The following is a 25577-nucleotide window of genomic DNA, read 5'->3' as shown; positions in this document are numbered from 1 at the left end:
ACCTATTTCTCCTTGGTGATCAGCAGTTCGTGGGCACCGGCGGAGGCCGCGCCCATGGACTCGACAACCGTCTTTGTGCGTTGATGGGTTTCGGCATCCGCCGCGGGCGAGGCACACACTCCCTGGGGTGCGTCGCTTGCCACTGAGCACCAGCGGTACGGGTCGCGGACAATGACCGACGGCGCCCATGCGAGATCCGACGCGGTCCAGGTGCCGGCAGCGTTCTGGCTGAACTGTGCCCGGACCAGGAGACCCTCATTGTTGACGACATACCAGGGGGACAACTCGGTGATGCCGTTGCCCAGTCCGTAGACGATCCAGGTCCCCTTGTAGCTCTCGATCGGGAGCACGGAGTGGGTGTGGTGACCGTAGATCATGGTGAACTGGCCACTGTCCACCAGCGCGTGCGCAACATCGCGCTGCTGGGCGTTGGCTTCGCTGGCGTACTCGTCGCCGGCATGCATGACGCCCAGGACAATGTCGGCCCCGAGCGCTCTGGCGCGCGTCGCTTTTGCGATCATTGCGGCTGGATCAAGCTCGTCCACAAGCCACGGATATTCGGGGATCTGCCCGTTGTGGCCGTAAGTGCCGGCGATGACGGCCACCTTGGCAGCATCGGTCTGAAGCATCAGAATCTCTTTGGACGCCGCTTCCGTCCCGTAGGAACCGGTGTGCTTCAGCCCTGCAGCATCCAGGGCGTCCAGGGTTCGGAGCAGTCCTTCGGTCCCACGGTCAATGGTGTGGTTGCTCGCGGTGGTGCACGCCTGGTAGCCGACGTCCTTGGAAGCGGTTGTGATCTGTGGGGGAACGTTGAAGGACGGGTATGCGGAGAAGGGTCCGTCGGGTGTGCCGACAGGGGTTTCCTGGTGGCAGATGGCGAGGTCGCTCTTGCTGATGTAGCGCCGCTGCCCTTCAAGGAGTGGCACGAAGGTATACCCAGGCAATCCCGCGGCTACGGCGTCTGCCCTGGCCTGCTGCCAGAGCTGGGTGTGGACCAGCATGTCTCCCGTCACCGTAATCGAGGTGCACCGCAGTTCCGGACAAGCGGGCCCTTTTCCGGGGGTTGGGTTGGGAGACGGTGTTGTAGTGGGCGATGAAGACTTTGTGGCCGGGGCCGTGGCTGCGTTACTGCCGTCCTGCTGGTTATTTTCGGCGATCACCCCACAGGCACCCAACGACAGCGCAAGGGCAGCAACGATGGCTAGCTTCAGCCCCGACGCGCGCGTGGCGTATGCCCACGACTTTGTGACCTTCCCCATATATGCCATCCTACGGGCGCTGTAGGCCGGATCAGGGCGCGCCGCTCTTGAGGACACGATTCTTACGTGAAAGAGTCACTTCATGATCAATCCTCTCTTGAGTCCCAGTTCCTTGCCGTACGGGCTCCCGCCGTTCGACGGAGTCACAGCCGGGCACTACGCCGAAGCCGTCGAGGCAGGACTCGCTGAGCACCTGCAGGAGATCAAGCTCATCGTAGAGAACCCGGAAGCTGCGTCGTTCGAGAACACTGCCGTGGCGATGGAACGCTCCGGAAGGCTCCTGCACAGGGCGGCATCAGCGTTCTATACGTTGGTCTCAGCGGATGCCACGGACGACATCAAGGCATTGGAAATCGAATTATCACCCAAGTTCTCCGCCCACCAGGATGCGGTGTACATGGACCGCGGACTCTACGAGCGGTTCGCGGCCATCGACGTGACCGGCCTCGATCCTGAATCAACCCGACTTGTGGAGGAATACCTCAAGGAGTTCCGGCAGTCCGGAATCCAACTCGATGACGACGGCCAAGGCAGGCTGCGCGACGTCAACGCCGAGCTCTCCTGTTTGGGAACCGGGTTTGGCCAACGCGTAAAAGACGCCATGAAGGCCTCGGCCCTGATCCTCGATGACGAGGCGGACCTGGCCGGGCTCCCACCCGAAGACATCGCCGGCGCCGCCGAGGCCGCCAAAGCCGCTGGCCACGACGGTAAGTACCTCATCACCCTCATTCAACCCAGCAACCAGCCGGCCCTCGCCTCATTGGAAAACCGGAACATCCGCCGTCGTCTCTATGAAGCGTCCCTCGCCCGCGGCACCGACGGCGGGCCGCTGGACGTGCGCAAACTCGTGACAGCTACTGTGCAACTGCGCGCAGAAAAGGCATCCCTCCTGGGGTTCGCCAACTACGCCGAACTGGTAGTGGATCAACAAACCGCACCGGACTTTGCCGCAGTCCAAGCAATGCTTGGCCGCTTGGCGCCCGCCGCGGTGCGGAACGCACAGGCGGAAGCCGACGCCTTGGCACAGTCCGCGGGCCACCCCCTGGAAGCCTGGGACTGGGCTTTCTACTCGTCCCGCGTACGCAAGGACAAGTTCCAAGTGGACGAACAGGCGCTCCGGCCATATTTCACTTTGGACGCCGTACTGCGCGACGGGGTGTTCCACGCGGCCACGCAATTGTATGGTTTGAGCTTCCACGAGCGGGACGACCTGCAGGGCTACCATCCCGACGTCCGCGTTTGGGAGGTCCGAAACGAAGACGGCACCGGCCTTGGCCTGTTCCTCGGCGACTACTACACCCGGGAGTCCAAGCGCGGCGGGGCGTGGATGAACTCCCTCATGGACCAGTCCAGGCTGCTAGGCACCCAATCCGTGGTGATCAACAACCTCAACATCACCAAGCCGGCTCCGGGCGAACCGACGCTGCTCACCCTTGACGAGGTACGCACCGTCTTCCACGAATTTGGCCATGCCCTCCACGGCCTTCTCTCGGATGTCACGTACCCACGGTTTTCCGGAACCTCCGTGCCACGTGACTTCGTGGAATATCCGTCGCAAGTCAACGAAATGTGGATCATGTGGCCCGAGGTCCTGGCCAACTACGCCCGCCATCATGAAACTGGTGAGCCACTCCCCCAGGAGATCGTCGATAAACTCAACGACTCCCTGCTATGGGGTGAAGGTTTTGCAACCACGGAATACCTGGGCGCGGCGCTGTTGGACCTTGCCTGGCATGTGCTCTCCGCTGCGGATGTACCCGATGATGTGCTGGCCTTCGAGGCTAAGGCCCTGGCCGACGCCGGCGTCGCCCACCCACTGATTCCGCCACGCTACCGGACCGGGTATTTCCAGCACATCTTTGCCGGCGCGGGGTACGCGGCCGGATACTACTCCTACATTTGGAGCGAGGTTCTGGATGCCGACACCGTGGAATGGTTCAAGGAAAACGGGGGCCTCAACCGCGCGAACGGGGATCACTTCAGGGAAGAATTGCTGTCCCGGGGAAACAGCCGCGACCCCTTGGAATCGTTCAGGGCATTCCGGGGCCGGAAAGCCGAACTGGAACCGCTGCTCACGCGCCGGGGACTGAGCTGACAACGACGCCGGGTGGCCGCCTCTGTGAGGCGACCACCCGGCGTCGTACTGCTTTTGCTATTTACCAGCCGCGCTCGGCGAGGCGGTGGGGCTGCGGGATTTCGTCGACGTTGATGCCGACCATCGCTTCGCCCAGGCCACGGGAGACCTTGGCAATGACATCGGGGTCATCGTAGAACGTGGTGGCCTTGACGACGGCGGCTGCGCGCTCTGCCGGGTTACCGGACTTGAAGATACCGGAACCCACGAACACACCGTCGGCGCCGAGCTGCATCATCATCGCAGCATCAGCCGGGGTTGCGATGCCACCAGCGGTGAACAGGACCACCGGGAGCTTGCCGGTGGCAGCGATTTCCTTGACCAGTTCGTACGGGGCCTGCAGTTCCTTGGCCGCAACATACAGCTCGTCCTCGGGGAGGGCTGCGAGCTTGGCGATCTCGGCGCGGATCTTGCGCATGTGACCGGTCGCGTTGGACACATCGCCGGTACCGGCCTCGCCCTTGGAACGGATCATCGCAGCGCCCTCGTTGATGCGGCGCAGAGCCTCACCCAGGTTGGTGGCACCACAGACGAAGGGAACGGTGAAGTTCCACTTGTCGATGTGGTTGATGTAGTCGGCCGGGGTCAGGACCTCGGACTCATCGATGTAGTCAACACCGAGGGACTGCAGGACCTGGGCTTCGACGAAGTGGCCGATGCGGGCCTTGGCCATGACCGGGATGGACACGGCGGCGATGATCTGATCGATCATGTCCGGATCGGACATGCGGGACACGCCACCCTGGGCGCGGATGTCGGCCGGGACACGCTCGAGGGCCATGACGGCAACGGCGCCGGCGTCCTCGGCAATACGGGCCTGCTCGACGTTAACGACGTCCATGATGACGCCGCCCTTGAGCATCTCAGCCATGCCCCGCTTAACGCGGCTGCTGCCCGTGACGCTGTTCGCGGACGAACCGGCTTCGTTGCTTACATCTGGTGTAGACACAAAAACCCCTATGGGTAGATAAACGACCTTCTTGCCGGAGCCACGCGCAGCCACACGACCGCTATCAGTGCACACCGGGTTTCAGGTCAAGGTGACCAAGTACTAGTAATAGTAGTCGCACGTTGCAGGGCCGCAGTACATTCATTACTGCCTTTGGGGGCAACAATCAGTGCTGTGGTAGGACGCCTGCACAAATGCGGAAGCGACACTCTGGTCAGATGCCAGTTCCCTCGACCTCGGCCATGGCTTGCCGGTGGACCGTGGCCATTCTTTGGACGATCGTGACCACACTGGCAATGGCAAGCAGGACCAGGGTGGCGAACAGCACCACAGGTGGAAGGCCCAGTCCCGTGAGTCCGGCAATCAGCAGGACGGACGCCAAACGTTCGGCGCGCTCAGCGATCCCAACACTGGCTTGGTAGCCAAGGGATTCGGCTTTGGCCCGCGCGTAGGAGACCACCATGCCCAGGACAAGGCATACGACGGCGGCTGCTCCGATGGCGGGGTCGTGGCCTCCGGTGAAAAACCAGATGGTGAGGCCCGCGAAAATGGCACCGTCAGCCAACCGGTCCAAGGTGGAATCCAGGAAGTTGCCCCACCCCCCGCTCCGTCCTTGCAACCTGGCCATGATGCCGTCCACCACGTCCGAGAAGGCGAAGAAAGCAACCACCACTGAGCCCCACCACAAATGGCCAAGCGGGTAGAGGACCAGTCCGCCGAGAATCACGCCCGCTGTCCCCGCAATGGTGACGGCGTCAGGGGACACACCTATCCTGAGGAGCCAGCGGGCCAGTGGGGTAAAGAGTGAGGTAAAAAAGCCGCGCGCATGCCTATTGAGCATTCGACTCCCCCGGCCAGGCTTCAGCCACAAGCTTGCGGACGTCATCGAGTGTCTGCGTGATGGCTTTGGTCTGGGCGATGATGGGGAAGAAGTTCCCGTCCCCACCCCAGCGCGGAACGACGTGCTGGTGCAGGTGCGCGGCGATGCCGGCGCCACCCGTCACTCCCTGGTTCATGCCCAGGTTGAAGCCACTCGGGTTGGAGACTTTCCGCAGGACGCGCATTGCGGTTTGGGTCAGCTCAGCGAACTCGGCCGTCTCCTCCACTGTGATGTCCGTGTAGTCGGGCACGTGGCGGTAGGGGCAGATCAACAGATGCCCCGGGTTGTACGGGAACAAATTGAGGACCACGTAGCAGGTCTTTCCCCGGTGGACGATGAGGGATTCCTCATCAGAACGGGTGGGTCCTACACAGAATGGGCAATCGTCCTTGTTCTTGAACTGATCCTGCCCGCCTTTGATGTAGGCCATCCGGTGCGGAGTCCACAGGCGCTGGAATGCGTCCGGGACGCCCGCGAGTCCGAAGTCATCTGTTACTTCGGCGTCGCCTGGAATGCCGTCTGCTGCGCCTGTGTTCTCCTGCACCGTCTGTGTCCCGTCCCGTCAGCTCTCGCGGTTCTTGACAGCGTCCACGATCCGGCGGACCGCCTCAGCCACGGGCACGCCATTATCCTGGCTGCCGTCCCGGAAGCGGAACGATACAGCACCGGCTTCGGCGTCCTCTCCCCCGGCGATGAGGACGAACGGGATCTTGTCCTTGCTGGCGGTTCGGATCTTCTTCGGGAAGCGGTCAGAGGAGATATCCACTTCGGCCCGGATTCCTGCAGCCTTGAGCTGGTCCACGACGTCGAACATGTAGTCGTTGAATGTCTCGGCTACCGGAATGCCCACTACCTGGACGGGAGCGAGCCACGCGGGGAAGGCACCGGCATAGTGTTCGGTGAGGACGCCCATGAAGCGTTCAACAGAACCGAACAGGGCTCGGTGGATCATGACCGGCCGCTGGCGCGTGCCGTCGGCGGCCTGGTACTCCAGTTCGAAGCGTTCGGGCAGGTTGAAGTCCAGCTGGATGGTGGACATCTGCCAGGTCCGGCCCAGTGCATCTTTGGCCTGCACCGAGATCTTGGGACCGTAGAACGCTGCTCCACCCGGGTCCGGGACAAGTTCCAAGCCGGAAGCTGCGGCGACCTCGGAAAGGGTGCGGGTGGCCTCTTCCCAGGCTGCGTCGTCGCCGACGAACTTTTCCTCGTTCTTGGTGGAGAGCTCCAGGTAGAAGTCGTCCAGACCGTAGTCCTTGAGGAGGCCCAGGACGAAGTTCAGGGTAGTGGTGAGTTCGTCCTTCATCTGCTCGCGCGTGCAGTAGATGTGGGCGTCATCCTGTGTCATGCCGCGAACGCGTGTCAGGCCATGGACGACGCCGGATTTCTCGTACCGGTACACAGATCCGAATTCGAACAAACGCAGCGGCAGTTCACGGTAGGAACGGCCACGCGAGCGGAAGATCAGGTTGTGCATGGGGCAGTTCATCGGCTTCAGGTAGTAATCCTGCGCCGGCTTGCGGACGGTACCGTCTTCATTGAATTCGGCGTCCACCTGCATGGCAGGGAACATTCCGTCCTTGTACCAATCCAGGTGGCCGGAAACCTCGTAAAGGTGCCCCTTGGTGATGTGCGGCGTGTAAACGAACTCGTAGCCGGCATCCACATGGCGCTTGCGCGAGTAGTCTTCCATCTCCTTGCGGATGATGCCGCCCTTGGGGTGGAAAACGGGGAGGCCGGAACCAAGCTCATCCGGGAAGGAGAACAGGTCCAGCTCGACGCCGAGCTTGCGGTGGTCGCGGCGTTCGGCTTCGGCAATGCGTTCCTGGTAGGCCTTGAGGGCCTCCTTGGTAGGCCATGCCGTGCCATAGATGCGCTGCAGCTGCTGGTTGTTCTGGTTACCGAGCCAGTAGGCGGCGGAGGAACGGGTCAACGCAAAGGCGTTGGAAATGATTTTGGTGTTGGGCAGGTGGGGTCCGCGGCACAAATCGCACCAGACGCTCTCGCCGCTCTTCCTGTCCACGTTGTCGTAGATGGTGATATCGCCGGCGCCGACTTCAACGTTGACGCCTTCAACCGCGTCGGTTGAGTCGTTCTTCTTCCCCAGCAGTTCGAGCTTGTAGGGCTCGTTTGCCATGGCTTCGCGGGCTTCTTCTTCGGTGACCACCCGGCGAACGAACTTCTGGTTCTGGTTGATGATCTTCTGCATCATCTTTTCCAGCTGACGCAGGTCTTCCGGTGTGAAGGGCTCGGCTACGTCAAAGTCGAAGTAGAAGCCGTCAGTGATGTACGGGCCGATGCCAAGCTTGGCGTCGGGGCGCAACTGCTGAACAGCCTGTGCCATGACGTGCGCGGTGGAGTGGCGCAGAACATTGAGGCCATCGGGGGATTCGATGGTGACGCCTTCGATTTCAGCGTTGGCGGGAAGCACCTGGTCGAGGTCTTTCAGCACGCCGTTGACACGGGCTACAACGACATCGCGGCGCTCGAAGAAGAGTTCCGCGCCGGTAGTCCCTTCCGTCACCTTGGTCTCTTCGCCATCGACGATGAGGGTGATCTGTTGGGCATCTGACACGGGTGTCTCCTATTCATGGTTGAGGCTTCATAGCTTGTGGCGTACGGGGACCACAGCCAGCCATCGTCAATCGTATCGGTTTCGATGAAGGCGGCCAAAGCAGCACGCCGTCACCGGATTCAGCTGCCTAGGCCCGTGATGGCAAGGTTCCGGGAGATCCCGTGAAGAGGTCCGTGGCGCGTGTATTCATCAGGCAGCCCACCTCCCGATGGAAAGAGTTCAGCGTAGGGCAGGGTCTCGGGCTTGCTGAGGTCCCATGCTTTGCTGGCGCTCAGGCTGATTCCCCTGGGACCGGTCCTCCTGGTAGTTCCCCGGATCAGCAACATCCGGGTGCCGAACAGCAGTGGACCCGACTCTTCCTGTGCTTCGTGGAAGAAAACAGAGTCGACGCAACCCGTGCCGTCGTCGATGCTGATGAACACCACACGCCGCCCTCCACGCATGGGAGGGGTTTGGGTGGCGACCCGCACTCCAGCCACCAGGACCTCAGTGCCGTTTCGAAGCCCCAGAAGTTTGTCAGCTGTAGTGACTCCGAGCTTGTCCAACAACGGCCTATGGCTCTCCATCAGGTGCTCGCTGACGTCCATCGCCATCAGGTCAAGCTCTGCCCTGACATTTTCCACCCGGGTGGGGGCCGGCAGTTCCGGAGGCAGGTTCCTCAGCTCAACATCCCCCAGCGCAAACGACAGTTGCCCCTCAATGACCTCGGCTGCCTTCCGGGCTGGAGTTGTTTGGAGGGCTTGCAGATGCTGTACGAGGTCTGCGCGGTTTGCCTTTCCGCCGGAATCCCTATGGAGGGCATCAAAGGCCCCCAACTGCGCCAGCCTTTTGATGTTCGGCTTACTAACCCTTGCCCGGGCCCTGAGGTCGGCGAGGGAATCGTACGGTTGGCCTGCCACGATTCTCTTCAGCTCCGCCCCGGACAGCCCATAGATTCCGGTCAGGCTCAGACGGATGCCGAGCTTGCCGGCGTCAGGGCCCTCCAGGATTTTTTCGACCCGGTATTCAGCGTGGCTTCGGTTGATGTCCAACGGGAGGATGGGTATGCCGAGCCGGCGGGCTTCTGCGACCAGGAGGCGTTTGGGATACATCCCGGGATCGTGTTCCCACAGCCCTGCGAGGAAGGCTTCGGGATGATGGGTCTTGAGCCAGGCCGATTGGTAGGTGGGCACGGCAAACGCTGCCCCATGGGCCTTACAGAAGCCGAAGCTGCCAAAGGCCTTGAGGGTCCCCCAGACCTTGTCCACGACCTCTGGTGGATAGTTCTTGATGGCCTCCTTGCGAAAGAATTTTTCGACGCCGGGTTCGTGGACTTCGTCGCCCAGCGCACGACGGAACTCGTCAGCCCTGTCCAGTCCGCATTTGGTCATGACATCGAATGTTTTGAGGATTTGTTCGTGGAAGACGGTGACGCCATGCGTTTCCTCCAGCACCGGCTTGAGGTCCGGATGCGGATAGACCTCAGGGGCAAAGCCGTGCCTGTGTTCCAGGAAAGGCCGGACCATGTCGGATTTCATGGGCCCGGGCCTGAAGAGGGAAATATCTATGATGAGGTCGTTGAATTCACGGGGCGCCATCTTGCCAATGAGCTCGCGCTGACCCGGGGATTCAATTTGGAAGCACCCCAGGGTGTGCGTGCTTCTGATCAGCTCATACGTGGCCTGGTCGTCGAAGGGCACAGCGTTGAGGTCGATCCTGCCATCGGGCGCAATATAGCCAGGACCTGAACCATCCGGCCCAAGGGGATGCCGGCCGGCTTTCACCACCTCATCCTTCCCCGGATGCAACCGGATAACCTCCCGGACAGCAAAGGCCATGGCACTTTGCATCCGCACGCCCAGGACATCCAGTTTCAGCATGCCCATGGGATCCATGTCGTGCTTGTCGAACTGGCTCATCGGCAGGCCCAAGCCGCTGGGTTGCACAGGAGTGCGGTCCAGGAGCGTGGCGTCACCCAGGATCACTCCACAGGGGTGCATGGAGATGTGGCGGGGCAAGCGGTCCAGCCTTTCAGTCAGATCCACCAGGAGATCGAGCTGCTGGTTTTCTTCCAAAGCACCCCGTTCCACCCGCCCGGCAAATTCGCGAAGTTCGGGCTTCTCCACCAGCGCCTCACGGAATTTCCGGGCAGAGAACCTCCACAGCTGCTTGGCGATCCCGCTGATCTCGCCTTCGTCCATGCCCAATGCCATGCCCGCATCCCGGACTGCGCCCCTTGCCCGGTAACCGTTTTGCATGCTCATGAGGGTGACGCGTTCAGCCCCGAACCGGTCAAAGATTTTTCGATAGACGTTATGCCGTTCAGCACTTTCAACATCAATGTCGATATCCGGCAGGGTTGATCGGCGCCCGGACAGGAAACGCTCGAAGATGAGGTCGTGGCGGATCGGGTCAACCTGGCTGATGTCGATCAAATAATTGACCAGGCTGGAGGCACCGGATCCTCGGGCCGCGACCCGGACCCCCATTTCCAGGATCATCCGTGAGACCTCAGCCACGGTGAGGAAGTAGGAGCCGAACCCAAGGTTTCCAATAATTCCGAGCTCATGGTCCAACCGCGAGCGCAGCCGTTCTTCAGCCGAGCCACTGATGCCGGGGAATCGTCGGCTGATTCCTGCGTTGCATCGTTCGGACAGTTCGACCATTGGATCTTTTTCGATACCGATGATGGAGGCTTCAGGGACAACAGGCGTTTTCCATCCCATATCGAGGACGGGGTTGATCCGGCATTTGTCGGCGAGGGCTTCAGTGTTGGCAAGGAGTTTGTGAAGGTCTGCTTTCCCGAGGCCTGCGGCGCCCATGATTTCCTTGCCCAGTTGAAGCATCTGGTGGGCGTTCTTGAGCCATCCTTGGCCCGTCGGCTGGAGCATTGGGGCGGTTGAGAGTTCGGGGAGGGATTTGAGGGTACGGGCTGAGTCGAGGACGTCGGCGGTGGCGGCGCCGTCCTGTGCGCAGTAGCGGACGGCGTTGCTGAGGATCGCAGGGACGTTGTATTCCAGCGCCAGTTTGAGCATCCTTACGGCGTGGGCGGTGCTGAGGGGTTCTCCGGGGGCGCTGAGGTGGGTCACTGTTTCGGCAACGATGGTGCCTGGTGGCATGGCGTTGATCCACTCGTTGAAGAGTGTCCGGGGCCGGAGGTATTTGCGTCCTCCCATGGATTGCCCCACATCGGAGTCCGGTCCAATCAGGACCGTGAGGACAGGTTTCAATGTTTGGGGGTCGAGGGTTCGTGAGGCGAGTTCACTTCGGGTGACTGCGACCGGGATGGTTCCACCGGCTTTTCCTGAGGTCCGTGCATGTGCGTCGGAGATGAGGCGGCAGAGTGCCCTGTATCCGGCCCCGTTGTTATTGCCATGGGCAAGGACGACGACGCGGCCCGAGATCCGGGTGCGGTGGTCGCCGTCGTCGTCGAAGACTGCAAGGTCGACCCCCACGATGGGGTCGATGCCGGCGTCCATGCAGGCTTTGATGTGTTTTACGGTTCCGTACAGCCCGTCCCTGTCGGTACAGGCGAGCGCGGTTGCTGAGTCTGCCGCAGCGGCTTGGGCAAGTTCATCGGGCCAGGAGACGCCATAGTGGGCGCTGAAGGCTGTTGCGACGTGCAGGTGGGTGAAGCTCAAGGGTCACGCTGCTTCGTCGGGTTCAACGGCGCGTGCAGGTGCGGCGTCGTGGATGCGGAGTAGCCGCCATCGCCCGCTGCCAAGGTGGCGGACGACGTCGAGGGTGATGGTGTTTTCGAGTTGTACGCGCCAGATTTCGTGGTCAACCAGCCCTGCTCCGCTGCCGATGGGTGCACGGGTTTCCTCTGCCCACCACTTGCGCCGTTCGAACCATCGGTTCGGTTCTCCCGTGACTTTGTAGCTGGTCCCTTTCCATGTGACTTCCAGTGGCTGGCCCTGGTCTGTGCAGATGACGTCCACTGATTCGCTGAACAGTCCCATATCCACACTCCTTGCGCCTGAGTTCGTATTCGAAAGTATGTTCGAATACTTCCAGTTTACGACGCTGTACCGACAAAACCTACTTCGAAGTTTTCGCCTTTCCGTGGGTTCGGGAGACACTCTTTCCCGCTTGCTTCAGCAAGGCGTCCCGCGCGGGTTGCCAGCGCTGGGCAAGGGAAATCCTGCCCATCAGGGACGATGCCAACCGCATTTGCTGAGTACGGAGTACACGCTTCCTTTCATACTTGGCGAGCGCTTCCTCTATCGGCAGGTCATTGAGCAGCCCTCCCAGGGTCACGGCATCAATGAGTGCTTCGCAGGCGCCCCTGCCGAGGTTGGGCGTCATGGCATGGGCGGCATCTCCGATCAATACGACCCTTCCCTTTGCGTAGCGGGCAAGGGCAGGGGTGGTCCAGATGCGTTGGGCCAGCGAATTTTTGTCGGATGCCTGGGAAAGCACCTGCTGCACGGCTGATGAGTACCCGGCATAGCGCCCCCTTGTCTCTTCGAGCGCTTCTTCGACGTCGACCCGCCCTGGACCCAGGTGGGATCTGAAGGAGGCGTACCAGTTGGTTCCGCCCACAGCCGGGGCCATGCCGAAAATCTCGCCCTTGCCCCAGTACTCTCCAACATCCCCGGGTGATGGGACCGTGGGTACTACCCCACGTATGGCCAGGAACGGCGTCGCCTTGGCGGTACTGCGTTTCCCCCATGCAGCTTGGCGAACCACGCTATGGACGCCGTCCGCACCCACCGTCAACCCAGCGGGAGCGGGAAGGCTTTCCACGCGCTCCGTAACCCGGCGCACGACGCCCGGCACGGCGGAGTCCAGCAGGCTGAGCAGCTCGGTCCGGGAGACGCCGAGCAAGCCCTCTCCTTCTATGGACAGCACCGGCTTTCCTCCCGGATTCCGGAGGGCGCCCGCGCTAATGACGGAGCCCCGCCCCCTTACTGCACCGAGGATCCCCAACCGGGACAGGGCCCGCTGGGCTTCGGGCCACATCGCCAAGGTTGTTCCGACAGTGGGGAGTTGGGGTCTTTGCTCATGCAGGGTAACCGTGAAGCGTCCGGGATCCAGCCGGGCTGCGAGCGCCAGCCCGGCTATCCCGCCGCCAATAATGTCTACGTTTTCCATGCGGTCACACTACTACTACATTTGTAGTACTACCAGGGGTTGAAGCTAGACTTTCGCCATGGCTGACCGACGCACACTCCTCGCCGACGCAGCGCTCGCCGTTGTCTCCGCGCAAGGCCTCAAAGGACTCACCCACCGCGCCGTCGACGCCCAGGCCGGCGTCGCCGTCGGAACTACCTCCAACTATTTCCGCAACCGCGCCGCTTTGGTGGCAGCCGCCGTCGACCGCGTTGAAGAACAAGACAACCGGCTGCTGCAGCAGGGAGCCCTGGAGGTTCCGACGTCGGTGCCCGCTTTGGCGGGTCAACTCGCCACCGCAGTCATGGCACTCGCGCACGAAAACGCTGAACTGACCCGGACACGGTTCGTCCTGGCCCTCGACCAGCCGGACGCTGTGGCAGCCGGCCATGAACGGATGCTCTCCGCCTTGGCGCAGGTCCTTGAAACCATGGGCATACCCGATGCCAGGGCGCGGGCGGAAGCTGTGGCCGATTACAGCGACGGACTTGCCCTGCACACCCTTACTGCGCGCCGTGGACAAAGCCTTCAGCCCAAAGTCGTGGCGAGCAACATCCAGCGCCTCCTGGAGGGCTAACCGGCCAGGGGGTGGACGGCAGAGGGTCCGCAGAGCAGGATTGTGCCATGAGTACCAATGACGCACTCCTCAAGCAGGTCAACATCTCCGCCTCCGACGAGAACCTGGTGGCACGGTTCGAAATTGACGGCAACATTCCTGGCTCCGGCGCCTACGTCGTGGGCCTTGTTGCTGCCAGCGAAGACTACTCCTCCCAGCGCAGGCTGGGGATCGAGTTCATGAACGGTGAAGCGATCTCGTTCTACTCGTTCAACCACGCACTCAGCGCGGAGGAAAATTACGATATCAAGGGCGTGGAGCACTCCGGCAACGTCATCACGGGCAACTTCCCCATCTCTGCCATCCATGGACTCAGCAAGGGACATGTCATGACAGCGTTCAGCGAAGCGGACGGCCGGGATTTCCAGTCCGGCGTCCCCGTGAACGAAGCGCTCTGACCCCTAGAAGAGCCCGTCCACGGGTTCAATGAGTTCCGGTGAGTTGTTGCGGACATTACCCACAGCGGCACCCACCGGGTCGATGGTCCAATCGGCCGCTGCGTCGTGCGCCCTGGAACGGACCAGTTCCACCAACCCCGCCGCATCCTTTTCGCGCGGATCAAGCCAGGCTTCCATCGTCTCGGTGCTCATAGGCAAGGGAACGCGGTCATGGAGGGCAGTCAGTTCGTCAAACACCGAGGCACTGCGCCGGGTCCGGGCTGATTCGGCCGTCGGGGTGTCTGCGGTCAGGATGGACATCGAAAGCAGCCAGCGTCCCGGGTCATCGGGTGAAGCCGACTGGTCCTTCCACCACTCATACAACCCCGCGAAGACCAGTCCATGCCCGTCCCCCGGGTGCACGTAATAGGGCTGCTTGCTCTTTCCCTCACCCTTCTTCCACTCGTAGTAGCCATCGGCAGGGACCGCACACCGGCGCGCAACGGCGGCCTTCTTGAAGGAGGGCTTCTCCAAGAGGGTTTCACTGCGGGCGTTAATCAGCCTGGCACCGCCCTTGGGATCCTTGGCCCACGAAGGCACGAGCCCCCACTTGGCAACATGCAGCTGCCTTTTCGGGTGATCGTCAACAAGCCTCTCCAGGACAACGGGAACCGCATCTGTCGGGGCAACATTCCACGACTTTTCCAAGGCGATCTCGTTCTCCAGCTCGGCGTCAAAGTCGGCGAGCAGGTCCCCCACCGCACGGGCCATTACATAGCGTCCACACATGCGAACAGTCTGCCCTTTCCCGAAGGAACGCACCAGCGCGGACATGTGATGTCATGTGCGCTTCCCTGCCGTACGGGAATTATTCGGTACCGGGTTACCGTTGTCAGGAGGGAACCAACCCGCGAAAACGACCCAATTACTGAGGAGAGCTCTGTGGACTTCACTCCCGACTCCGGCACCATCACCATGTTCTCGACCACCTGGTGCGGTTACTGCAACCGCCTGAAGAAGCAGCTGGACGCCAAGGGCATCGGCTACACCGAGATCAACATCGAAGAAGTCGATGGCACCGCCGAACTCGTCGAGCAGCTCAACGGTGGAAACCGCACCGTTCCCACCGTGCTTTTCCCGGACGGCACGGCAGCGACCAACCCCTCGGCATCCGAGGTTGAGAAGCGCCTGGTCGCCGTATAACCGCTGGCTCCACGCGTAACCGCACCAGGGTCCGCCGGAACAATCCACACGCTGTCTGCCACCTGTGATAGACAGAATGGGAATCCGTAGCGGGCCCTTCTGCAGTTAACCGGGCCCGCTCTCCGCGAGCCCGAAGGGAACCCTCTCCATGGTCCACGCAGTCAAAGGCGTCGTCGTCCGCTCCAAAGGCGCGCCCGCAACCCTCGAAACCGTCTTGGTACCCGAACCCGGACCCGGCGAAGCCCTCGTTGACATCCTCACCAGCGGCGTCTGCCACACCGACCTCCACTACAAGCTGGGCGGCATCAGTGACGACTTCCCGTTCCTGCTGGGCCACGAAGCCACCGGCGTCGTCAGCGCGGTGGGTCCCGATGTCACCGACGTCGCCCCCGGCGACCGCGTAGTCCTCAACTGGCGGGCAGTCTGCGGAAACTGCCGCGCCTGTAAGCGCGGTCAAGCCCAGTACTGCTTCAACACCCACAACGCCACGCAAAAGATGACCCTCGAGGACGGCACCGAGTTGTCGCCGGCCCTGGGCATCGGGGCGTTCATCGAAAAGACGCTCGTAGCTGCCGGGCAGTGCACCAAAGTAGACTCCGACGCCGATCCCGCCGCCGTCGGCCTGCTCGGCTGCGGCGTCATGGCAGGTCTGGGCGCCGCGATCAACACCGGCGGGGTCAAGCGCGGCGACTCCGTTGCCGTCATCGGCTGCGGAGGTGTTGGCGTAGCCGCCATCGCCGGCGCTGCGCTCGCAGGGGCCACCACCATCATCGCGGTGGACATCGACCCCAAGAAGCTCGAACGCGCCAAGGAACTGGGAGCCACCCACACCGTCGATTCCTCTGCCGGGGACCCCGTCGAGGAAATCCGTGCGCTCACCGGCGGTTTCGGAGCGGACGTGGTGATTGACGCCGTCGGAAGGCCCGAAACCTATAAGCAGGCCTTCTACGCCCGCGATCTCGCCGGAACCGTTGTCCTGGTGGGCGTCCCCACCCCCGAGATGACGCTTGAGCTGCCGCTCCTGGATGTCTTTGGCCGTGGCGGCTCTTTGAAATCCTCCTGGTACGGCGACTGCCTGCCCTCCAGGGACTTCCCCATGCTGGTTGACCTTTACAAGCAGGGCAGGTTGGACCTCGATGCCTTCGTCACCGAGCGCATCTCCATCAACCAGGTGGAAGAAGCGTTCGACAAAATGCACCAGGGCGCCGTCCTCCGCTCGGTGGTTGAACTGTGAACGCCGGATCCAACCCCACGATCGATCGCGTCGTAACCTCCGGAACCTTCTCCCTCGACGGCGGAACATGGGAGGTGGATAACAACGTGTGGATCATCGGTGACGCCGAGGAGTGCATCGTCATCGATCCCGCCCACGATCCCTCCGCGATTGTCGACGCCGTCAACGGCCGGGCAGTGACAGCCATCCTGCTCACACACGGCCACGACGACCACATCCGCTATGCCGGCGAATTCCGGGAGCTCACCAAGGCACCGGTGTACCTGCACAAGGACGACTGGATGCTCTGGCACGATGTCTTTCCGGAAGCCGATCCTGACAACTCCATCGCTGACGGAGATACCTTCACCGTTGCCGGGGCAACACTGGAGGCGATCCACACACCCGGCCACTCGCCGGGGTCGGTGTCCTTCCACCTGCCCAGCCAGGCGACGCTCTTCAGCGGCGATACCCTCTTCCAGGGCGGGCCAGGAGCCACAGGACGGTCCTACAGCGACTTCCCCACCATCATCGAATCCATCCGTACACGGTTGCTGCCGCTCCCCGCGGAAACAGTGGTCCGCACAGGACACGGTGACACCACCACCATCGGTTCCGAGGCCCCGCACCTGGACGAATGGATCGCCCGCGGACACTAGCCCTTAAGGGACGGCTGCGGCCGGCTGCCACCTTTTTCGAGGAGGCAGCCGGCCGCAGCCGTGGCTATTGACCAGCCGTGGTTATTGCCCCGCCGTGGCCATTAACCCAGGAGCGCCGGGAAGTCGCCGTCGAGGACGTCCGCGTAACCACGGTAGGCCTCGATCACGGCGTCCTCGACGGTTTTGACATCCAGGTGCGGCAGCAGGTCGTTTGCCGCACCAGCGGTAGCCGGATCCCAGTCCAGTCCGAGGGCTGCGTAACTGGCCGTCAAAACGTTGCGGATGGGCTGCGAGTTCTCCACCACGATCACTGAACTGAAGAGCCAACCGCCGGAAACCACGCGTTGCGCGGTGCCGATCAGCTTGATCCGGTGCGCAGGAAAGTCCGGGTCCTCACCGTGGACGCTGAACTCACCAGGGCAATACTCCCCCGGGATTTCTCCGACGGCGGCGTGGACGCCAACGCTGCGCAGGGCACCGGCCAGCAAATCGCCAAATTCCGAAAACCGTGCCTTGGCCCGGACGATGGCGTCGGGGTGGGGCTCCACATGATCGATCACCAGCGAGCCTTCGTGGTAAGCAGCCGCCCGTCCGCCGGCTTTGCGGACCAGCGGCTCGAACCCCAACCCGCGGCACGCTTCTTCGGCGGCACCAAAACCCGGCAGGTTCGCATCGCGCTGGCCGAAGGCAACCGTAGGCTTCGGGCGGTACAGACGCAGGGACGGCCCCAACTGACCGCTCCGGGCACGCTTAAGGAGCTCCAAAGCGAAGTCGAGGTCCGCTGCCGCCCCCAATGACTTGGGCTGACGGTATGCCGTCAGCTGTCTACGTTCCGCGACTTCCATCGTGGCCGCGCCCATTAACTCTTCCTCAGGGTCAGGATCTGCTCGGCCCGGCCGAACGGTCCGCTGACGTCGTGAAGCACGGTGGACGTCAGGCCAATGCCGTCTGCGCCGAAGGAGACCTTGTTGTCCAACCCCAACCATTCGCCCGCAGGCGCCCTGTACATGTGGATCTGCAGGTCCAGGTTGGGGAAGATGTAGCTGTTTTCTCCGGGCGGAACGCGGGCGGCGATGCCGTTGGCCGTATCCACGAGTCCCATCAGCCGTGCCAGGTCCGTGCTGTCGTCCCGATCGGTCAGCGGGTGCGAGGTCCGGATCCACACCCTGCCGGAGCCCGGACGGTGCCCCTCGGCCAAGCGCATTTCCAGGGAACGGATGTAGCCACCGGGCCACACGCTGGCGCCGTCCCACGGTTTGCATTCGTCTGGAGCGGGCATCGGTTCATCTTCGACGGCGGCCACAGCGCTGGTGTCACTGGTGATCATTCGCCATGCAGCCGCCCGGATGGCCACCCGGCCCCCTGCTGAAAGTTCGGCCTGGATGAGTTCGATGGTCCGGCCCGGCCTCAGCGTTGAAGTGGTGACCTGGAACTCCCCGCCCGGAATGAGCCCCAAAATTTCATAGCTGATCCGCGCCAGGCGAACATCGTCCCTGGGCTCGTGCCGGACCAAAGCATCAGCGATGATGCCGGAGGCAGGAGCCATGTGCTGTTCATGCGGATTCCAGGCACCCTGGGCGTGGATCGTCGAGCGGTAGCGCCCCGATCCCAACGACTCATAGTAGAAATCGCCGTCCGCCAAATCCGGTAATGCAGTAGTCAAACCTAAGCCTTTCGCCGATCCAGCTGTAGAACTCAGACCACTGTATCCGCTGATTTGGCCGCTGCCCGCCGCCGGCGGAACACGACAACCCAGACCACAACCGCCGCCAAAGTGGCAACGCCCAACGCGGCACCCACAGGCGACGCCGCAGCCACCGCCAACCAGGCCTGCAAGGCAGCCAGGCCAATGGTCGCGTACAGCAATGCCCAGACCACGGAGCCGACAACGGCTGCAGGGAGGTAACGGCGCAGCGGCATACGGGCCGCGCCGGCTGCCAGGTTGATGGCCGTCTGCAGGCCTATCGTCAGGAAGGAAAGCACGACGGCGTACGGACCCCAACGCTGGATGAGCACTTGGGCCCGGGCTGCTTTGGGTCGTTCCAAGGAACTGCCGAAACGGGTGTGCGCGAACCCTGCAACCGCTCCCCGCCCAATCCAATACGTGACGTTGACGCGGATCATGACAATGGCGAAGAGCGCCGCGAGGGCGACGCCGAAGGGCAAGCTCATGATCTGGTCCACTCGACTTAGGCTACCCTAAGTACCCGCCCTCCGCGGATTCGGTCCACCGGGTTCGTCCGGAGGAACCCTAGGATGGGTCCATGGATCTCCGCGACGCCGCCCAGGAGCTGTACGCCGTCATGCCTCGCGACTTCACAACGCAGCGCACAGCCTTGGTCCGTAAAGCCAAAGACAACGGCGAAAAGGAGCTGTCGAAGGAAATCGGCAGCCTTCCCAAGCCAGCTGCCGGAGCCTGGGCCATCAACATGCTTGCCGTTCACAAACCCGAGGTGATTGACAGCGTCGTACGTTTTGGCAGTTCTCTCCGGGCCGCGCAGGAAGCGTCGGACGCTGGGGCTTTTCGCGAACTCGGACAGAAACGCCAAGGCGAATTGACTGCGGCCGTGCATGCAGCCAAAGACCTGGCCGCCGAGCTGGGAGCGCCGCTCAGCGCAGCAGCGGCTGCCGACGTCGAACAGACCTTGAGGGCAGCGATGGCTGATACCGGAGCCGCGACAGCCGTGGCGACTGGCAGGCTGGTACGGGGGCTGAGCAGCAGCGGGTTCGAAGCAGTCGACCTCGACGGCGCCGTTGCGGCTGCCGGTCCCGAGGACGCTGCACGCCCTGCCTCGAAAGTGCCGGAGCAACAGGTGCACACGCCAAAGAAGCGGGATAAACCGGAACCTGCCAGGAAAACGCGGGCGCCCAAGAATGCACCCCAGGACGAAGCTACGTCCCTGGCCGAGCGTCGGGCAGCCAAACGGACGGCAGCGCTGGAGGAAGCCCGCGCCGCGTTCGATGCTGCCGATCAGGAGGCGCGGGAAGCGGAACAAGCGGCTGCCACGGCGTGGGAGGCCGTGAAGGAACTGGCCGATCGTCGTGCGGGGGTGAAGGCAGACATCGAGGAAGCCAAGCGCCGCCTGGCGGAGCTGGAAGCCGAACTGATCGGCATCACCAGGGACACGGACACCGCCGAATCCAAGAAGAAGCTCGCAGTCAGGGCCGCGACCCAGCAACGACGCACCGCGGACCAGGCGCAAAGACGCGTAGAGCGATTGGGCTAGTCCTTCTTCCTGACCAGGGACTTTTGCAGGTGATGGGTCGCGGGACCTTCCAGGTATTTTCCTTCCGGAGTGAAGCGCGATCCGTGCAAAGGGCAATCCCAGGTCTTCTCGGCGTCGTTCCACGTCAGCAAGCCGCCAAGGTGCGCGCAACTGCCCGAGACCCTGCAGACCTTCCCATCCACGGTGGACACCGCCGCCGGTTCACCCTTGTAAAGTCCGACGACGCCGCTCCCCTCTGGCGGGCGGGTTTCGTCAGTGATTTCCGGGTTGTTCTTGACCTTGGATTTGTCCTCCACCATCCGACGGGCAATGTCCGCGTTGTGCCGGATGGCTTCGGCCGCCCCCTTGGGCGAGGTGACGCGGTGGTGGATGGTGGTAGCCCAGTCCGAGTGGCCACCCAGAATCTCGGAGGTGATGGCCAAGGCAGCGGCGACCCCGTTACTCATGCCCCACTTGTTGTATCCGGTGCCGAAGAAGATCCGGCCCTTGCCGCGGGGAAGCTTGCCGAAGAACGGCATGAGATTGGTCGCCTGGTAGTCCTGGGCGGACCACGTATGGGTGACCTCGGCCCCCGGATAATGCTGGCTGGCCCATCCGAGGAGATCGTCCAGATGTTGTCGTGGCGACGTCGCCCGGCCACCGGCGTGCCCGTATCCGCCCACCAGCAACAGTTCCGCGTCGGCTGCCGGGTAGGTGCGTTGGGACCTCGTGGGCGAATCAATGGAGAGGTACATACTCGGGGGAATGGCGCCCGGCACTCTCAACGCTGCCGCGTAGGACCGGTTCGGCTCCAGCTTGGCAAAGTACAACCCGCGGTTCAGGATAGGTGTGCCTGTCGCGAGGACCACGGTGTCGGCGGTGAAACTGCCTTTCCTGGTGGTGACGCTCAGGGGACGGTCGCCGCTGACGTTTTGAACCTGCACCCCTTCAACAACCAGGCCGCCGTGTTCACGGATATCCCGGGCCAGCGCGTCCAGCACCTCCATCGGATGGATCTGCGCTTGGCCTTCAAGTTCCAGCGCCTCCACCACCTTGAAAGGCAGGCCGGCATCACGGCTGAAATGGACGTCCAGACCTGCGTCCCGGGAGACCGCAGCTTCCTTCCGGAGCCGCTGGCCGCCGTCGTCGGTGGTTGCGAAGGTGATGGCTGTACGGCGCTGGAACGGGACAGCTTGCTGTTCCATGTACTGGGTGAGCCACGCCTGCCCAGTCCTGTTGGCCTCCACATACGCCTGCACCACCTTCAGCGGGTACTGGCTGCGCAGGGCTGACAACGCGCCGCCTTGCAAGAGGCTCAACTTTCCGGTGGTGTTGCCAGTGGTCACAGCACCCAGGGTTCGTGCTTCGAAGACCACCACCCGCTGGCCGGACCGCGACAACAGCAGCGCGGCTACCATCCCGGTGATGCCCGCTCCCACCACTATCGAGTCAAAGTGCTTCTCCTGTGGGACGGGGTCGGATTTGAAGTCTGACTCCCTATCCAACCACAGTGATTTCATCGAACAACCTGCCTCTCAATTCACGGAATTGGCTCCTGGCATGTGTTGATGGAAACGGTAGGCGGCTCGCTGGTGCTTATCAAGGGGCTATGGTGCGGCGGCAAGGCTGGCTGCATATTGCAGTTCACTATCCGGGTCGTTGGCCCATCGCTCCAGCACCCGCTCCGCCCTCTCCTTGGCCAGACCCTCGAGCCGGGCCAGCAACGGCCGCGCCACATCTTTGGCCAGGGGCTCGACGAGTTCGCGGGTTCGGGCGCTCCGGATGAAGCCTTCAATGCGCGTCAGGTCCGTGTTGACCAGTAAAGCTACCTTTGTCTGGAGCAGGACCACCGCTGCCAGCCGCCGCTCGAACACCGGTTCCTCCCACAGCTCAGAGCTCAGGGCCGTGATGTCGTCGTGGCTGAGGTTCTTGTACCGCTTCAGGGCGTCACGGACCGTTCCGCGTATTGCGCCTACCGATGCACCATAAACCTTCAGGCCTTGGCCGAGGCGCTCGCTGGTCTCGGCAGCTTTCTCCCAGGTCGATTCCATCTGCAGCGTGTAGTCCACGAATTCACCGGCTTCACTCACACGCCTATTTTGTCAGGGCCTCCCCATACCGTCGTTTTACCAGCCACTGACAGGAGAAACATGCCGTCCCAAGAACTCGCCGCCGAGGCGTCATTTCCGGGTGTTCCCGCCGCATCGTCGATGCCCGACTGGTACCCCACGCTGCTCGACACCGTGGCCAGGGAAGTCCGAGTGGGACGCACCCGTGCGATGGCGGCGGCCAACAGTGAGCTCTTGAACTCCTACTGGAGCATCGGGCGGCAACTGGCCGAACGCGAATCGGAGCAAGGCTGGGGCGCCAAGGTGGTGACCCGGTTGTCTGCCGACATCCGCACGCGGTTCCCCGAAGCGAAGGGCTTCTCCCCCAGGAACCTGCGGTACATGAAAAGCTTCGCGCAGGCTTGGCCGGACTTCCCAATGTTGCAAGCGCCGCTTGCAACATTGCCCTGGTACCACCAGATCGCCCTGCTGGAAAAGCTCGACGACGCAGCCACGCGGCTTTGGTACGCCGCGGCCGCTGCCCAGCATGGATGGTCGCGGAACGTTTTGACTCACCAGATCTCCACGCGCTTGCATGAACGCTCCGGGCAAGCCATCACCAACTTCGCCTCCACCATGGTCCGTGCGGACTCCGACCTCGCGCAGCAGGCAACCAAGGATCCCTACGTTTTCGATTTCCTTGCCATGACCGATCGACACACTGAACGGGACCTGGAGGTGCAGTTGGTGAAGCATGTGGAGAAGTTCCTGTTGGAGCTTGGCCAGGGGTTCGCCTTTGTTGGCGAGCAGGTGCGGCTCGAAGTCGCCGGTGACGAATTCTTTGCCGACCTGCTGTTCTACCACCTGAAGCTTCGTTGCTACATGGTGATTGAACTCAAGGCAGTGAAGTTCGAACCCGGGTTTCTGGGGCAGCTGGGCATGTACATGGCAGCCGTTGATGATCTGATGGCGCACCCGGACGACAAGCCAACCATTGGGTTGCTGCTGTGCAAGGAGAAGAACAGCGTGGTGGCCGAGTACGCGCTCCGAGGCTTCAACGCACCCGTGGGCATCGCGGAATGGAAGACCTCACTTGCGGATTCCTTGCCGGACGAGCTGGTGTCCAACCTGCCCAGCATCGAGACGTTGGAGGCAGAGCTCGCGAGCGAAGCGGCCCGGTTGCGGGGCTAGACGTTGTCCCTGAACCACGCCAGTGTGTCGTTCCAAGCCGCCGTTGCGTGGGCTTCCACGTAGCGGTCACTGGTGTCGTTATGGAAGGCATGGTCCACACCGGGATACACCTTGAGTTGGTGCTTGACGCTGGTCCTGTCCAGCGCTTCCTGGAGTTGGGGCATGGGGCCCGTGATTCGCGCATCCTTCTCGGCATACACACCCATGACTGCCGGTTTGATGGTGGGCACCTTAGCCAAGTCCGGGGCCGGGCCGTAGAAGGCGCTCGTTGCTTTGAGCCCTGGAATCTCCGTGCTCGCCTGCCATGTGATGCCGCCGCCGAAGCAGAAACCGATCATGGCGATACGGCCTCCTTCGACGAAGTCCTGGCCGTTGAGGTACTCGAAGGCGGCTTTGAAGTCACCGACATGGCGTGCTGCGCCAGCCTGGGTCAGCGCACCAGGAACGGCATCCGGGTCCATGTTGGCCGTGCCGCCTTCCCTGCTGAGAAGGTCCAGCGCCAGTGCGACGTATCCTTGCTTGGCGAAGCGCCGGGCCACGTCTTGGATGTGCGGGGTGAGGCCTCGGTTTTCGTGGCAGATCAGCACGGCGGGGTGTTGCCCTCCGTCCTCGGGCCGGGCCAGGTAACCACTGATTTGGGTTCCTTGAGACTGGAAATTGGCTGTGGCCGTGGTCAGCCCCGCTGCGCCTTCCGGGACAGACAGCGGACTTTTGGCGTTGGGCACAGCCGTTGTGGCAGTGCCTTTTGGTGCCGCCGGTCCGGTGGCGGTTGGGGTCGGCATAGGATCCGTTGCCCTCGGTATCTCCTGCGGTGTACAGCCCACCAACGTCATGGCCGCCGCAGTGGCTGTCATGCTGCCCATGATGAAGGCAACGCGCCTGGTGAACGTCCCGTGCGACATGTCACCGGAGCGGTAATCGTCGTAGAACTCCTCGATCAAGTACTTTTCGAACTTCTCAAGCTGCACCATGGGACGTCCTCCCGAAGTTGGCCCATATCTTGCCCTGAAGTTGGGACGGGGACAAGGGTGGGACGGTTCAACTCCGCGCCGCGTATAGGCTGAACAACAGAATTAGACCTTGAACCCTAGAGCAATTGGAGGCCCAATTGGCCGTAGTGTGGGGCATCCACAATGATGCTTTGTCCAGCGAGCTTCTTGAGCAGGGATTCGTCAGTATCGGCTGGAACGCCATCGCTGACATACGCTCCATCGGCAATGACAGGGAAAAACTAAAGCGTGCCCTAGAAGTTGCCTATCCCGATGCAAAGGCCGGGGCCTACCCCGTCTGGGCGGGAATACTCCGCCGTTTTGCCTTTGAGATGAAGGAAGGCGACGTTGTCATCGCACCGCATCGGGCAGACAGCACCCTGAACTTCGGCGTCATAACAGGGAACTACAGCTACTACCCCGATGCCCAGGTTCACCCTCATCGACGGGAAGTCCGATGGGTCCAGACGGGCGTCTCGCGAGGTTTGTTTCCGCAGAAAGCGCTGTACGAAATCGGGTCGGCAATGACCCTTTTCCGCGTCAAGAAAAACGTGCAAGTCTTCCTGGACTATCTCGACTCTGGAACGGTTAGACCCCCTTCAGCGATATCTTCTGACGTGACTTCGGAAGCTGTCGACGACTGGGTGGAAACGGAACCCAGCGCGGCAAGGCTCGATCAGTTCACGCGCGATTTTGTACTAAAGACGCTCCTTGAGGACCTTAGCCATGAAGAATTTGAGCACTTCACAGCTGATCTCCTCCGCGCCATGGGTTACCAGGCGCGGGTAACCCCCTACTCGTCGGACGGTGGCGTCGATGTTATCGCGCATAGGGACCCTTTGGGTCTTGAACCTCCTCTGATCAAGGTTCAGTGCAAACACACTAGCGCCCAACAGTCCCGCCCGGACATCCAAAGACTGAGCGGGACACTGGCGCACGGAGAGCTTGCACTATTCGTTTGCCTTGGCAGCTACAGCAAGGACGCTGTCGGGTACGAACGTGAGCGCCAGAACTTGCGCCTGATGACCGGGGCAGACATAGTCGAACACACAATTGCGAACTACGAGAGTCTCGCGGCGCGATGGCAAAGTCGCATGCCCCTGCGCCGCGTTTACGTGGTAGATCGTTCGAACGAAGGGCATTAAAGAGGTTATTGAGCTCCCCTTTGGGCCGCTGGCGCTATGTTG

24 protein-coding genes are annotated in these 25577 nt (G+C 62.3%); 9 read left to right on the top strand and 15 right to left on the bottom strand.

What is annotated here, in order from left to right:
• Positions 1–2: 2 nt before the first annotated feature.
• Complete coding sequence (locus tag NEK97_RS00620; protein WP_257367978.1) at positions 3–1268, bottom strand: CapA family protein; 1266 nt, start codon at positions 1266–1268, stop codon at positions 3–5.
• 73 nt (positions 1269–1341) lie between these two features.
• Between NEK97_RS00620 and NEK97_RS00615 the strand changes: the two genes are divergently transcribed.
• Positions 1342–3354 carry a M3 family metallopeptidase gene (locus NEK97_RS00615; RefSeq protein ID WP_257367977.1) on the top strand — a complete coding sequence of 671 codons (2013 nt, stop codon included), beginning with the start codon at positions 1342–1344 and terminating at the stop codon, positions 3352–3354.
• Between the two features lie 61 nt (positions 3355–3415).
• Here the strand turns inward: NEK97_RS00615 and pdxS are convergent, their stop codons facing one another.
• From pdxS to NEK97_RS00580, 7 genes are all read right to left on the bottom strand, one after another.
• Positions 3416–4342, bottom strand: a complete 927-nt coding sequence (pdxS, locus tag NEK97_RS00610) for a pyridoxal 5'-phosphate synthase lyase subunit PdxS (protein WP_257367976.1) — start codon at positions 4340–4342, stop codon at positions 3416–3418.
• Positions 4343–4556: 214 nt separating this feature from the next.
• Complete coding sequence (gene pgsA, locus NEK97_RS00605) at positions 4557–5183, bottom strand: phosphatidylinositol phosphate synthase (protein ID WP_257367975.1); 627 nt, start codon at positions 5181–5183, stop codon at positions 4557–4559.
• Complete coding sequence (locus NEK97_RS00600; protein ID WP_257367974.1) at positions 5173–5766, bottom strand: HIT domain-containing protein; 594 nt, start codon at positions 5764–5766, stop codon at positions 5173–5175. The genes pgsA and NEK97_RS00600 overlap by 11 nt, the downstream gene beginning before the upstream one ends.
• An 18-nt stretch (positions 5767–5784) precedes the next feature.
• On the bottom strand, positions 5785–7794 hold the full coding sequence (thrS, locus tag NEK97_RS00595; protein ID WP_257367973.1) for a threonine--tRNA ligase: 2010 nt from the start codon (positions 7792–7794) through the stop codon (positions 5785–5787).
• 119 nt (positions 7795–7913) lie between these two features.
• The gene (locus tag NEK97_RS00590) at positions 7914–11414 is read right to left on the bottom strand and encodes a DNA polymerase III subunit alpha (RefSeq protein ID WP_257367972.1); all 3501 of its coding nucleotides are present in this window, start codon (positions 11412–11414) and stop codon (positions 7914–7916) included.
• Between the two features lie 3 nt (positions 11415–11417).
• Positions 11418–11735, bottom strand: a complete 318-nt coding sequence (locus NEK97_RS00585) for a DUF6504 family protein (RefSeq protein ID WP_235520801.1) — start codon at positions 11733–11735, stop codon at positions 11418–11420.
• A 79-nt stretch (positions 11736–11814) separates the two neighbouring features.
• The gene (locus NEK97_RS00580) at positions 11815–12870 is read right to left on the bottom strand and encodes an FAD-dependent monooxygenase (RefSeq protein WP_257367971.1); all 1056 of its coding nucleotides are present in this window, start codon (positions 12868–12870) and stop codon (positions 11815–11817) included.
• Positions 12871–12928: 58 nt separating this feature from the next.
• Between NEK97_RS00580 and NEK97_RS00575 the strand changes: the two genes are divergently transcribed.
• Together NEK97_RS00575 and NEK97_RS00570 are read left to right on the top strand one after the other, a co-directional pair.
• Entirely contained in the window at positions 12929–13465 is a 537-nt protein-coding gene (locus NEK97_RS00575; RefSeq protein WP_257367970.1) for a TetR/AcrR family transcriptional regulator, read from the top strand.
• Between the two features lie 47 nt (positions 13466–13512).
• Positions 13513–13902 carry a hypothetical protein gene (locus NEK97_RS00570; RefSeq protein ID WP_235520807.1) on the top strand — a complete coding sequence of 130 codons (390 nt, stop codon included), beginning with the start codon at positions 13513–13515 and terminating at the stop codon, positions 13900–13902.
• A gap of 3 nt (positions 13903–13905) precedes the next feature.
• On the opposite strand, the gene NEK97_RS00565 is transcribed toward NEK97_RS00570, so the two are convergent.
• Positions 13906–14652 (bottom strand): SOS response-associated peptidase, encoded by a 747-nt coding sequence (locus NEK97_RS00565; RefSeq protein WP_257368428.1) that lies wholly within the window; start codon positions 14650–14652, stop codon positions 13906–13908.
• 171 nt (positions 14653–14823) lie between these two features.
• Here NEK97_RS00565 and NEK97_RS00560 point away from each other — a divergent pair, with 171 nt between their 5' ends.
• The 3 genes from NEK97_RS00560 to NEK97_RS00550 all read left to right on the top strand — a co-directional run bounded on the left by NEK97_RS00560 (position 14824) and on the right by NEK97_RS00550 (position 16956).
• Positions 14824–15084, top strand: coding sequence for a mycoredoxin (locus NEK97_RS00560; RefSeq protein ID WP_091467878.1), 261 nt, complete (start codon positions 14824–14826; stop codon positions 15082–15084).
• 148 nt (positions 15085–15232) lie between these two features.
• Positions 15233–16318 (top strand): S-(hydroxymethyl)mycothiol dehydrogenase, encoded by a 1086-nt coding sequence (locus NEK97_RS00555; RefSeq protein WP_257367969.1) that lies wholly within the window; start codon positions 15233–15235, stop codon positions 16316–16318.
• On the top strand, positions 16315–16956 hold the full coding sequence (locus NEK97_RS00550; protein WP_257367968.1) for an MBL fold metallo-hydrolase: 642 nt from the start codon (positions 16315–16317) through the stop codon (positions 16954–16956). The genes NEK97_RS00555 and NEK97_RS00550 overlap by 4 nt, the downstream gene beginning before the upstream one ends.
• 101 nt (positions 16957–17057) lie before the next feature.
• Here the strand turns inward: NEK97_RS00550 and NEK97_RS00545 are convergent, their stop codons facing one another.
• Genes NEK97_RS00545 through NEK97_RS00535 form a run of 3 tightly spaced genes read right to left on the bottom strand, consistent with a single transcriptional unit; the run spans position 17058 to position 19140 of the window.
• Complete coding sequence (locus NEK97_RS00545) at positions 17058–17816, bottom strand: lipoate--protein ligase family protein (protein WP_257367967.1); 759 nt, start codon at positions 17814–17816, stop codon at positions 17058–17060.
• Positions 17816–18619 carry a thioesterase family protein gene (locus NEK97_RS00540; protein WP_257367966.1) on the bottom strand — a complete coding sequence of 268 codons (804 nt, stop codon included), beginning with the start codon at positions 18617–18619 and terminating at the stop codon, positions 17816–17818. Before NEK97_RS00540 ends, NEK97_RS00545 begins: the two co-directional genes overlap by 1 nt.
• Positions 18620–18651: 32 nt before the next feature.
• Positions 18652–19140: a VTT domain-containing protein gene (locus NEK97_RS00535; RefSeq protein ID WP_257367965.1), complete on the bottom strand. Its 489-nt coding sequence runs from the start codon at positions 19138–19140 to the stop codon at positions 18652–18654.
• Between the two features lie 80 nt (positions 19141–19220).
• On the opposite strand from NEK97_RS00535, the gene NEK97_RS00530 reads away from it, so the two are divergent.
• A complete protein-coding gene (locus NEK97_RS00530) occupies positions 19221–20183 on the top strand; it encodes a hypothetical protein (protein WP_257367964.1) in 963 nt (320 codons plus the stop codon).
• On the opposite strand, the gene NEK97_RS00525 is transcribed toward NEK97_RS00530, so the two are convergent.
• Positions 20180–21682 carry an FAD-dependent oxidoreductase gene (locus NEK97_RS00525; RefSeq protein WP_257367963.1) on the bottom strand — a complete coding sequence of 501 codons (1503 nt, stop codon included), beginning with the start codon at positions 21680–21682 and terminating at the stop codon, positions 20180–20182. The two genes, NEK97_RS00530 and NEK97_RS00525, sit on opposite strands and share 4 nt — an antisense overlap.
• An 87-nt stretch (positions 21683–21769) precedes the next feature.
• The gene (locus tag NEK97_RS00520) at positions 21770–22252 is read right to left on the bottom strand and encodes a DNA alkylation repair protein (RefSeq protein ID WP_257367962.1); all 483 of its coding nucleotides are present in this window, start codon (positions 22250–22252) and stop codon (positions 21770–21772) included.
• A gap of 60 nt (positions 22253–22312) precedes the next feature.
• On the opposite strand from NEK97_RS00520, the gene NEK97_RS00515 reads away from it, so the two are divergent.
• Complete coding sequence (locus NEK97_RS00515) at positions 22313–23401, top strand: YhcG family protein (protein ID WP_257367961.1); 1089 nt, start codon at positions 22313–22315, stop codon at positions 23399–23401.
• Here the strand turns inward: NEK97_RS00515 and NEK97_RS00510 are convergent.
• Complete coding sequence (locus NEK97_RS00510) at positions 23398–24372, bottom strand: dienelactone hydrolase family protein (RefSeq protein ID WP_257367960.1); 975 nt, start codon at positions 24370–24372, stop codon at positions 23398–23400. The genes NEK97_RS00515 and NEK97_RS00510 overlap by 4 nt on opposite strands.
• A gap of 170 nt (positions 24373–24542) precedes the next feature.
• On the opposite strand from NEK97_RS00510, the gene NEK97_RS00505 reads away from it, so the two are divergent.
• The gene (locus NEK97_RS00505; RefSeq protein ID WP_257367959.1) at positions 24543–25535 is read left to right on the top strand and encodes a restriction endonuclease; all 993 of its coding nucleotides are present in this window, start codon (positions 24543–24545) and stop codon (positions 25533–25535) included.
• Positions 25536–25577: the final 42 nt, after the last annotated feature.

It is taken from the genome of Paenarthrobacter sp. UW852, assembly GCF_024608385.1.
Lineage (GTDB): Bacteria > Actinomycetota > Actinomycetes > Actinomycetales > Micrococcaceae > Arthrobacter.
This window is presented reverse-complemented; position numbering and strand designations above follow the sequence as displayed.